8 protein-coding genes are annotated in these 9,035 nt (G+C 71.3%); 2 read left to right on the top strand and 6 right to left on the bottom strand.

The genetic code is table 11. The annotated features are described in order from the left end of the window. Window positions 1–154: 154 nt before the first annotated feature. Complete coding sequence (locus tag AB0I28_RS05030) at window positions 155–1,093, bottom strand: alpha/beta hydrolase (protein WP_357489579.1); 939 nt, start codon at window positions 1,091–1,093, stop codon at window positions 155–157. Window positions 1,094–1,193: 100 nt separating this feature from the next. On the opposite strand from AB0I28_RS05030, the gene AB0I28_RS05035 reads away from it, so the two are divergent. Then, the gene (locus AB0I28_RS05035) at window positions 1,194–1,808 is read left to right on the top strand and encodes a helix-turn-helix domain-containing protein (RefSeq protein ID WP_357489581.1); all 615 of its coding nucleotides are present in this window, start codon (window positions 1,194–1,196) and stop codon (window positions 1,806–1,808) included. On the opposite strand, the gene AB0I28_RS05040 is transcribed toward AB0I28_RS05035, so the two are convergent. Continuing rightward, complete coding sequence (locus AB0I28_RS05040; RefSeq protein WP_357489583.1) at window positions 1,805–2,230, bottom strand: MerR family transcriptional regulator; 426 nt, start codon at window positions 2,228–2,230, stop codon at window positions 1,805–1,807. The two genes, AB0I28_RS05035 and AB0I28_RS05040, sit on opposite strands and share 4 nt — an antisense overlap. A 67-nt stretch (window positions 2,231–2,297) precedes the next feature. Here AB0I28_RS05040 and AB0I28_RS05045 point away from each other — a divergent pair, with 67 nt between their 5' ends. Continuing rightward, window positions 2,298–3,425, top strand: coding sequence for an alkene reductase (locus AB0I28_RS05045; protein WP_357489587.1), 1,128 nt, complete (start codon window positions 2,298–2,300; stop codon window positions 3,423–3,425). 95 nt (window positions 3,426–3,520) lie between these two features. Here AB0I28_RS05045 and AB0I28_RS05050 read toward each other — a convergent pair whose 3' ends face one another. The 4 genes from AB0I28_RS05050 to AB0I28_RS05065 all read right to left on the bottom strand — a co-directional run bounded on the left by AB0I28_RS05050 (window position 3,521) and on the right by AB0I28_RS05065 (window position 7,717). Further along, window positions 3,521–4,312, bottom strand: coding sequence for a DUF4157 domain-containing protein (locus tag AB0I28_RS05050; protein WP_357489590.1), 792 nt, complete (start codon window positions 4,310–4,312; stop codon window positions 3,521–3,523). 116 nt (window positions 4,313–4,428) lie between these two features. Then, window positions 4,429–6,441: an ATP-binding protein gene (locus tag AB0I28_RS05055; protein ID WP_357489593.1), complete on the bottom strand. Its 2,013-nt coding sequence runs from the start codon at window positions 6,439–6,441 to the stop codon at window positions 4,429–4,431. Further along, the gene (locus AB0I28_RS05060; RefSeq protein WP_357489597.1) at window positions 6,438–7,094 is read right to left on the bottom strand and encodes a DUF4255 domain-containing protein; all 657 of its coding nucleotides are present in this window, start codon (window positions 7,092–7,094) and stop codon (window positions 6,438–6,440) included. The genes AB0I28_RS05055 and AB0I28_RS05060 overlap by 4 nt, the downstream gene beginning before the upstream one ends. Continuing rightward, entirely contained in the window at window positions 7,094–7,717 is a 624-nt protein-coding gene (locus AB0I28_RS05065) for a response regulator transcription factor (RefSeq protein WP_357489600.1), read from the bottom strand. The genes AB0I28_RS05060 and AB0I28_RS05065 overlap by 1 nt, the downstream gene beginning before the upstream one ends. Between the last annotated feature and the right edge of the window lie 1,318 nt (window positions 7,718–9,035).

Consider the following 9,035-nt stretch of genomic DNA (forward strand, 5'->3'; position numbering starts at 1 on the left):
GCTGTTACTCCATCGTGGACGTCCGGCGGCTCGGGGGTGAGCCGCACCTCGCGCTTGGAGTCTCGCTTGTCTCCTCGCCGTCGGCACTACCGGGGCGGCGACAGGGATCCGGCGGCCGCGAGAGTCAGTGCCTCCTTGCTCAGACGAGGGCTTCTCAGCTGGCCGACCGGCGCCCGCGAACCTTGACGATGAGGTCGCCGATCGCCTCGACGACCGCGTCGCGCTGCTCGATATGGAGGTACTGGTGGGAGGCGCCTTCGAGTTCGCGATGCTCGCCGTGGGGGACCGACGCGACCAGGGCGGCGTGCATGGCGTTCACGCCATCATGGGCTTGGCGCATCTGCTCCTCGGTCAGGACCTGCGCCCAGTAGTGGTTGCGGCCCTTGGCGGTCAGGACGATCAGCGGGATGTCGGGCAGGTCGCCGCCGGCGCGGAGTTGGTCGTAGACGGCGCCTTCGAAGTTGTCGGTCTCGTGGAACTGGGTGCGCCAGGCGGCGAGGTTGTGGTCGATGAGGGCCTCGCGGACCGGTTCCGGCCAGGTCCCGTACAGCGCGCGGTACTGGGTCCTGGCGGCGTCGATCTGTTCGGCGGTGAGGTCGGGCAGGGTCGCCGGGTCGAGTTTCAGCTTCTCGTTCAGTCCGGCGGCTTCGGGCGGCATGAAGTCGAGGATGTCCTCGTGGCCGGGGTCGAGGAGGAGCAGGGCGGCGACCTCGTCGCCGAAGCGCTGGGCGTAGCGGCGGGCGTAGAACGCGCCGAGGGAGTGGCCGACCAGGAGGTAGGGGGCCGGGACGTCGGCGGCGTGGAGGAGGGCGCGGAGTTCGTCGGTGACCTGGTCGGGGGTGCGGGGAAGGGGGACGTCGGAGCTCCAGCCGGTGCCGGCGCGGTCGTAGACGACCGACGTGGTGGAGGTGGCGATCTGTTGGTGGACGTCGAGGAAGTCGAGGCCGGTGAGGCCCGCGCCGGGGAGGAAGACGACGCTCGGGGTGCCGGTGCCGGACTTGTGGACGGAGAGGTGGTGGCCGTCGACGGTGACGTGTTCGCCGAGCGGAGGTGGTGTTGGGGCGTCGGAGTTGGTGGGGTGGTGAGTTGGCATGGGTGCTCCTGTGCGGTGGTGGCGGCGGCTTGTGGGTCACTGTTCATGAGTTGCGAACAGTATCATGGTGCGAACGGTTGCACTGTGAGATGATGCCGCGGTGGACAGGCTGGAACTGCTCGCGCATCCCGTGCGGTTGCGCATCGTGCACGCCATGACCGGCGGGCGGACCCTTACGACCTCGGAACTCTGCGAGCGCATGCCCGATGTCTCGAAGGCGACCGTGTACCGGCATGTCGGGCTGCTCGCCGACGCCGGGGTCCTGGAGGTCGAGGGGGAACAGCGGGTGCGGGGGGCGGTGGAGCGGCGTTTCCGCCTGCGGCGGGAGGTGGCGGCGGTGAGCGCCGATGAGGTCTCGGCGGTGTCGCGGCAGGACCATCGGCGGATTTTCGCGGCGGCGATGGCGACGTTGATCGCGGAGTTCAACGCGTACTTGGATCGCACGGAGGAGGTGGCCGACAGCGTCGGCTACCGGCAGCACGCGGTGTGGCTCAGTCCGGGTGAGCTCGACGACCTGATCGTGGACATGCGGCGGGCGATCGCGCCGCGGCTGGCGAACGAGCCGTCGCCGGAGAGGGCGCAGTATCTGCTCAGCCCGGTGATGTTCCCCATCGAGGAGCCGGTGTCGGGGGCAGAGGAGTCGCGGGCCGGGGAGCCGCGGGCCGGGGAGCCGCGGGCCGGGGAGTCGGGGGCGGCGGGGAGTGGTGGGGGTTAGGTTGCGGCCGGGGCGCTGTGGTGGCTGCCTGCGGTCACCGCCAGGGGCGAGTCGGGGATCTCGATGACGACGGCGGCGCGGTCGATCACGTCGTTGAGGACATCTCGGGAGCGGATCAGGTCGGCGATCAGGCCGTTGATGCGGTCGCGTTCGGTCACGAGCTCGCCGACGAGCCGCGGGGTCGCGATCTCGGAGGGGGCGCCGTCGGTGTCGCGCATGCAGGGGAGGATCTGCCCGATCTTCTTGCTGTGCAGGCCCGCGGCGAAAAGTTCCTGGATGAGCACGACCCGGTCGACGGCCCGTTCGTTGTAGTCGCGGTGCCCGCCGGTGGTGCGGGTGGAGACGAGAAGTCCCTGCTTCTCGTAGTAGCGCAGGGAACGTTCGCTCACCGCGGTTCGCTTCGCCAGTTCGCCGATTCGCATGCCGTACCTCACAACGTCGCTCTTCGCCCTTGAACCTGACACCGGTGTCAAGATTTACGGTACCGGCATGACGAACACGGCAGCGAAATCCAGCCTCTTCGAGTCGGCCCGCATCGGTGGACTCGACCTCCCCAACCGCTTGGTGATGGCGCCGATGACGCGAACTCGCGCGTCCCAGGACGGCGTCGCCCAGCCGATCATGGCCACCTACTACGCCCAGCGGGCTTCGGCGGGGCTGATCATCGCCGAGGCGAGCACGCCCAACCTGGTCGGGCGAACGTATCCGAACACCGCCGCCATCTACGGGCCCGAGCACGTGGCGGGCTGGCGGGGAGTGACCGACGCGGTGCGGGCTGCGGGTGGGCGCATGTTCCTCCAGTTGCAGCACGGTGGCCGTGTCGGGCATCCCGACAACAGCGGTCACGTGCCGGTCGCCCCTTCGGCGATCGCCTTGCCGGGCACGATCTTCACTCAGGGCGGGCACGTGCCGACGGTGGTGCCCCGGGAGATGACCGTCGATGAGATCCGGGCGACGGTCGCCGACTTCGCCGCGGCGGCCCGCAACGCCGTCGAGGCCGGATTCGCCGGAGTGGAGGTGCATTCGGCGAACGGGTACCTGCTGCACCAGTTCCTCGCGCGGGGCAGCAACGAACGCACGGACGAGTACGGCGGGTCTGTGGCCAACCGGATTCGTTTCACCGTCGAGGTCGTGGCCGCGGTGGTCGACGCGATCGGCGCCGACCGGGTGGGCGTGCGGGTGTCGCCGGGGCTGACGGTGAACGGGATCGAGGAGGGTGACACCGCCGAGATCTACGACGCGCTCGTCCCCGCGCTCGCCGAGGTCGGGCCGGCGTACTTGCACGTGGTGTACGCCGATCCGGGCAATCCGGTGTTCGCCGCCATCCGGGCGAACTGGGCGGGGACCTTGATCGCGAACCCGGTCCTGCCCGGGGAAGGGCTTCCGGCCGACGGTGGGAAGGCGGCCGGGGAGCGGTTGCTGGAGGCGGGGGCGGACCTGGTGTCGCTGGGGCGCGCGTTTCTGGCCAACCCGGATCTGGTGGAGCGCTTGAGTGCCGGGGCTTCGCTGAACGAGTTGCGCGGGAACCTCATGTACGTCGGCGGCGACGAGGGGTACACCGACTACCCCGCGCTGGGTGCGGAAACGTCCCTGGTGGGCGGGGTGGCCGTGGTTTGAGGCGGGCGTTGAGAAGGGCGGCTCCGGTGGGGAGCCGCCCTTCCGCTCGTCTGTGACGGGCGCGATCCACAGAGTTGTCCACAGGCCGTGGATGCTCAGCCGGTCTCTTCGCTCTCCTCTTCGGCCTCGCGCTGCACGTAGGTCTGCGCGGCGGTCGGCTCCGGCTCGGCCTCCTCGGGGATCTCCTCGCGCTGCACGTCGACGACCCGCTGCACGTCGGCGCCGTCGCCGTCGCCGTGCGAGTGGCCGGCGTCGCCGCAGCGCTGGACGGCCGCGGCCGGACCCGTTGCGGCGGCGGGAGTCTGCGCCGGGGCCGACATGACGGCGTCGGCGTTGGCGCTGGCCTCGCGTTCGAAGCGGTCACCGGGATCGCTGACCTTCACGCCCCCGCCGGTGTCGGTGCCGTCGACCGGACCGCTGCGCTGCTGGACGACGTGCGTCAGCTCGTGGGCGAGCATGTGCTTGCCGCTGTCGGAGCCGGGGTTGTAGTTGCCCTGCTGGAAGACGATGTTCGAGCCGACGGTGTAGGCCTGCGCGTTCACCGACTTCGCCGACTCGTGTGCGGCGCCGTCGGTGTGGACGCGCACGTCGCCGAAGTCCTGGCCGCCGAAGCGGCCCTCCATGTCGGCGCGGGTGTCGGTGTCGAGTGCGTTCCCGCCGGACCCGATCACGTCGTGAACGGGGGAGCGCTCCTCCTCCATCAGCGCGCCGACGCCGGCGTTGCCGACCGCGCGCTGGAGCCCGAGGAGACCATGGCTCCCGAGCACGTCGGGCCGCCCGCTGACGGCGGCCTGGCCCATCATCTCGTGGTCGGGTGTGGCCTCCACGCGATCGCCCTTGGGGCGGAAGCTCTGTTCGCCTTCGAAGCCGTGTTCGTGTCCACGCATCGTCGTCGTCCCCTCCCGGGTCGCGCGTATCCAATTGAAGCGTCGGTCGGCGGCCCCTCGGCGACAAGGGGCGGCCGACCTGCTGTCCGGGCAACCGGGGTTGCCCGTTAGGGCAGCTACACCGCCGCGAACTCCAGGTACGGACCGAACTCGCGGGGAAGGCACATGCGGCCCAGTTTGCGGTATTCGCGGGCGACCGCGCCGATGACGTCCTGCATGACGACGGGGCGTCCGGCCTCGGCCGCGAGGTAGGCGGCGGTGATCGCCGCGGAACGGATGTGGCCGCCGGCGAGCTCGAAGGAGTTCGCCAGGAAGTCGAGGTCCACTTCGGACGACCGGGGTAGCTTGTCGCCGAGGCATCGTTGCCACAGCGCGTGCCGGAGCGGTTCGTCGGGGACGGGGAAGTCGACGACGACGTCGAGCCGCCGGGTGAACGCCTCGTCGAGGTTGGCGCGCAGGTTGGTGGCCAGCACCGCCAGGCCGTCGAAGGTCTCCATGCGCTGCAGCAGGTAGGCGCTTTCGACGTTGGCGTAGCGGTCGTGGGCGTCGCGGACCTCCGAGCGTTTGCCGAAGATGGCGTCGGCCTCGTCGAAGAGCAGCACGCCGTTGACGCCGGCGGCTTCGGTGAAGATGCGTTCGAGGTTCTTCTCGGTCTCGCCGATGTACTTGTCGACGACGGTGGCGAGGTTGACGGTGTACAGGTCGAGGCCCAGGCCGGTGGCGATGACCTCGGCCGACATCGTCTTGCCGGTACCGGAGTCGCCGGCGAACAGGCCGGTGACGCCACGGCCGCGGCCGCCGCCCGGTCGCATCTTCCACTCGCCGAGGACGGTGTCGCGGTGGCGGGCGCGGGCGGCAAGTTCGCGCAACCCGGCGAGGACGTTCTCGGGGAGGACGAGGTCCTTCCACTCGACGGTCGGCTCGATGCGGCGGGCGAGTCTTTCCAGGCCCGCGGCGTTCTGGCCCCGAGCGCCGTAGCGCAGGTGTCCGATGTCGACGGTCGTGTCGTCGCAGCGGGCGGCGACGTCGGCGGCGTCGGCGGCCCGGCGGACGGCGAGGGCGCCGAGGACGAAGTGCGCGGTCGCGGCGGCGGCGTCGACGTGGGGCGCGACGCGGCCGTCGAGGGCTTCACGCCAGAGGGTCGCACGCTGCGCCGCCGACAGGGCGAAGGCGTCGCACTGGAGTGGCGGGCGCTGGCTCCAGCGGGGATCCCAGCCGCCGGTTCCCCACAGCACCAAGGGAACGGGCACGTCGGCGAAGGCTTCGAGGACCACCGTCGGCGTCAGGCCGTCGACCGGTCCGCACGCGACACCGCAGCCGCGCATGACGGCCTCGCGGACGATCGCGCGGATCAGCGCCGGTGCGTCCTGGAGTGTGGCGAGCCTTTCGGCGTCGACGCCGATGATGCCGAGGCCGCCCTCCTCGAACGCCGCCGCCGCGCACGCCAGTCCGCTGGCGCCGGTGCGTTCGTGGACGTAGACGAGCCGGATCCCGTTGGCCAGGGCGCGAGCCAGTCGCGCGCTGTCCTTTGTGGATGGTAGCGCGCGCATGTCGTCGGCGAACAGCACGCCGGCCAGGTCGGGGTCGGGGAGGTCGTCGCCGAGAAGGTGCGCGATCGTCCGGTCGGGCACGCGCAGGGTGCGCGAGAGGAACGGCCGCTCGGGTTCGTCGACGGTGAGCAGGCCGGTGCGGATCAGGGGCGCGCCCGCCGCGAGGCGCGAACGCCCCTCGGCGTCGGCCTCCGGACGGCCGCACAGGCGCAGCGCGAGGCCCGTCGTCGCTCGGCGGCGGGTCACGTCGTCGTTGAGGTAGCCGTAGAACTGCTCGAAGCGGCTGTCCACGTCCGGCGCGACGGCGACCAGCAGCAACTCGACATCCAAAGGGGACAGTCGAGCGCCGGTCGCCAGTCGTGCCAGGCGGGAACCGGCCTCGGCGTCGCCGTCGGCCGGTTCCTCGTAGGGCCCGCGACGGTCGTCGAGGAGCGCGTCGACCGTCGCGTCGGACAGGTACAGCCCGCGGAACGGGTCGTCGGGGTTCGGGTCGGTCATCCGGCGCGCGCCCACCGCCGCCCGGATCCGCTCCTCCAGTGACGCCAGGCGTTCCAGGAGGTGCCGACCGTGTGCCGTCACGAGCGGTGCCGCTCTCGCCGCATGGCGACGCGCGGGGCGTCGATGACCTCGTCGGGTTCGAGGACCTGGTGCGCGACCTCTTCGTCGCCCTCCACGCGCAGCGCCATACCGCCTTCGGCGGGCGGGCCGGCGGTGAAACGGCGGCCGGTCTCGATCGGGGCGCTCACCACGACGTCCAGCGACGGTTTCAGCTCGCCCCCCAGGGCGGTCCACACGTCGGCGAACGCGCGGTCCTCCGGCGGTGGCAGGGCCACCGTCATCGGGACCGGGAGTCCCAGGAGTTCGAGCGATCCCGTCAGCAGGCGCGGCGGGACCGCCTCGTACTTGAGGAAACCGAGCAGCAGCAGCGAGAGCAGGCGGTGCTCGTCCTCGGGGCGCTGGGTCCATGAGGTCAGCAGGTAGGACAGCTTCATGTGCCGCGGGGGCATGTGGCGGGCCGCGACGGTGCCGTCGTGGCGGTACTCGTTGAGCAGCCCGCGCTGCTTGCGGCGCATGTCCTCGCGGATGTCGTACAGGTACAGGTTCACGGTGGGCGCGTTGCGCCGCGCGGCCCAGTCCTTCGTCGGAGCCTCGAAGGCGACCTCGATGTCGGTGCCCGCGAGCGCTTCGTCCCGGATGAGCTTGCGGAGCGCCTCGTCGACCTCGTGGATCATCAGATCAGCCCGTTGCGCAGCGCGTAGGCCACGGCGTGGGCCCGGTTGCGCAGCTGCAGCCGGCTGGTGACGTCGTGGAGGACGTTCTTGATGGTGCGCTCCGAGTAGGCCAGCTTGCGGGCGATCTCGGCGGTGTCGAGGCCCTCGGCGACCAGGCGCAGGACCTCGATCTCGCGGTCGGCGAGGCCCGAGAAGGCCAGGCCGCGCGGGCCGAGGACCTGGCGCTGCAGGCGGCCGACCTGGGTGAGCAGCCGCCCGAGCAGGTCCGGCGGAACGGCGCCTTCGCCGACCGCGGCGGAGGTGATGACCGAGACCAGGCGGTCGGCGGTCGCCTCCGAACGGCGCACGACCCCCGCGACGCCGACCTCCATCACGTTGACCAGATCAGCCTCGTCGATGCGGCCGGCGACCACGACGAGTCGCGGGATGCCGAGGCAGCGCAGTGAGCGCATGGCCCGCAGGGACTCGGGGTCGACGGTGTCGCTGACGACGACGCCGACTTCGGCTCCGGAGCATTCCTCCTCGTCGAGAACGAGGACCTCAGGTCGCGGTCGGAGCTGACTCGCCAGTCCCGCGCGGCAGATGGGGTCGTTTGCGTGTAGGTAGACAGATACCCGGCTCATGTTCGCCTCCCCGGCTGAATATTTGTCGCAAAGCCAGGTCGCCAGCATGCATTCGGGGACTATCCGTGCACTCAACGCGGACTCTCCGGGAGGGGTTTCGAGGGCCTTTCGGGCATGAACCGCGCCAGATACATCCGATCGGGTGAGTTTTGGGCGGCGTTTTCGGGGGTTGAGCGGCCTTCCGGCCCCGGACGGGTGGCCGAGGAGGGCTGCCCTTATGGGCGGCCGGTCGGGCCGATCGGGTGATGGAGATGGCGGGTCGGCGGGGAGGAGTGGGCCTTGCGGTGGGTGATGGAGAGGTGGCGGTGGGTGGGGATGAGGGAGGAGAGGGGCGGGGTTGGGTGGGGCGGCGGTAGGCGGGGCGGGGTTGGGCGGGCGGTGGGCACCAAAGGGAGGGGCGTGGGTGGCGCACGGGTTGTCCGCGGGTGCGATGGAGATGGGGAACTGGGGGGCGGGGAGAGGGGAGAGGGGCTTGCGGGCGGCGGAGGCCTGAAGGCTCGACGCGCGGGCGATGTGTGAGTGCGGACGGTCGGCGGGGGGTCGGTGGTGGTGAGTGCCCGTCCGGCGGTATCGGTGCGGGTGGCATGCCCCGGGGTGGGCGGCGGGGCGAAAGAGGCGGGGAGAGTGGGTGTGGCATGAAGCCCGGCCGACGCGGCCGGTGGGAGCGGCGAGCACGGTGAACGCATGCGGCTGGACTGTTGCGGGCGGTGCGGGCGGTGCGGGCGGTGCGGGCGGTTGCGAGCCGCAGGGCCGCTGTGCCGTGGGGTTACGGATCAAAGGCGGCATGGCCCGAAGCGCGAGGGTGCCCGGAGGGGAGAGCTTCTGGGCCATTTTCGGCAAATGGCGGGAACTAGATGGGGGATGTCCGGCCTACGCGCCGCGCCCGACGATGCTGCCCGCCGCCGGCGACGGCTGCGGCCACCCACCCCACGGAGCCCGGCGCGGCCGGGCGGCGGCGGGATATCGCCGGCGGATCCGGTTTTGTGCCTCGAAGGCGTCGTCGGTTGCCGGCGCCAGACGGCTGACGGTGGCGCGGTTGCGGCGTGGTGTGCGAGAGAAAGGCGGGTGCTTTGGCAGTGCCTGCCAAAAGCCTGTGACGGGCGATTCGCGGTGGCGTGGATGAGCGGCCGACGACGAAGCTGCGGGGTGTGGGGTTGTGCCGAGGGGAGGTGCGGTGGGCCGAGTGCTGCTGTGAGCCGGTTCCTGGAGGTGCCGGGCGGAGCGAGCGGGGAGAGACGGGCCGGTGGGAGGGACGGCGGTGGTGAGGGCCACGGCATGGCGGGTTGAACGAAGGCAGCCGTGGGAGTCTCTGCCGGCG

This window comes from Phytomonospora sp. NPDC050363, assembly GCF_040655735.1.
Taxonomy (GTDB): Bacteria; Actinomycetota; Actinomycetes; order Mycobacteriales; family Micromonosporaceae; genus Phytomonospora.

Coding starts and splice junctions, on each gene's coding strand:
- AB0I28_RS05045 (WP_357489587.1), top strand. CDS start 2,298: ATGACGAACACGGCAGCGAAATCCAGCCTCTTCGAGTCGGCCCGCATC.
- AB0I28_RS05050 (WP_357489590.1), bottom strand. CDS start 4,312: ATGCGTGGACACGAACACGGCTTCGAAGGCGAACAGAGCTTCCGCCCC.
- AB0I28_RS05040 (WP_357489583.1), bottom strand. CDS start 2,230: ATGCGAATCGGCGAACTGGCGAAGCGAACCGCGGTGAGCGAACGTTCC.
- AB0I28_RS05065 (WP_357489600.1), bottom strand. CDS start 7,717: ATGAGCCGGGTATCTGTCTACCTACACGCAAACGACCCCATCTGCCGC.
- AB0I28_RS05060 (WP_357489597.1), bottom strand. CDS start 7,094: ATGATCCACGAGGTCGACGAGGCGCTCCGCAAGCTCATCCGGGACGAA.
- AB0I28_RS05030 (WP_357489579.1), bottom strand. CDS start 1,093: ATGCCAACTCACCACCCCACCAACTCCGACGCCCCAACACCACCTCCG.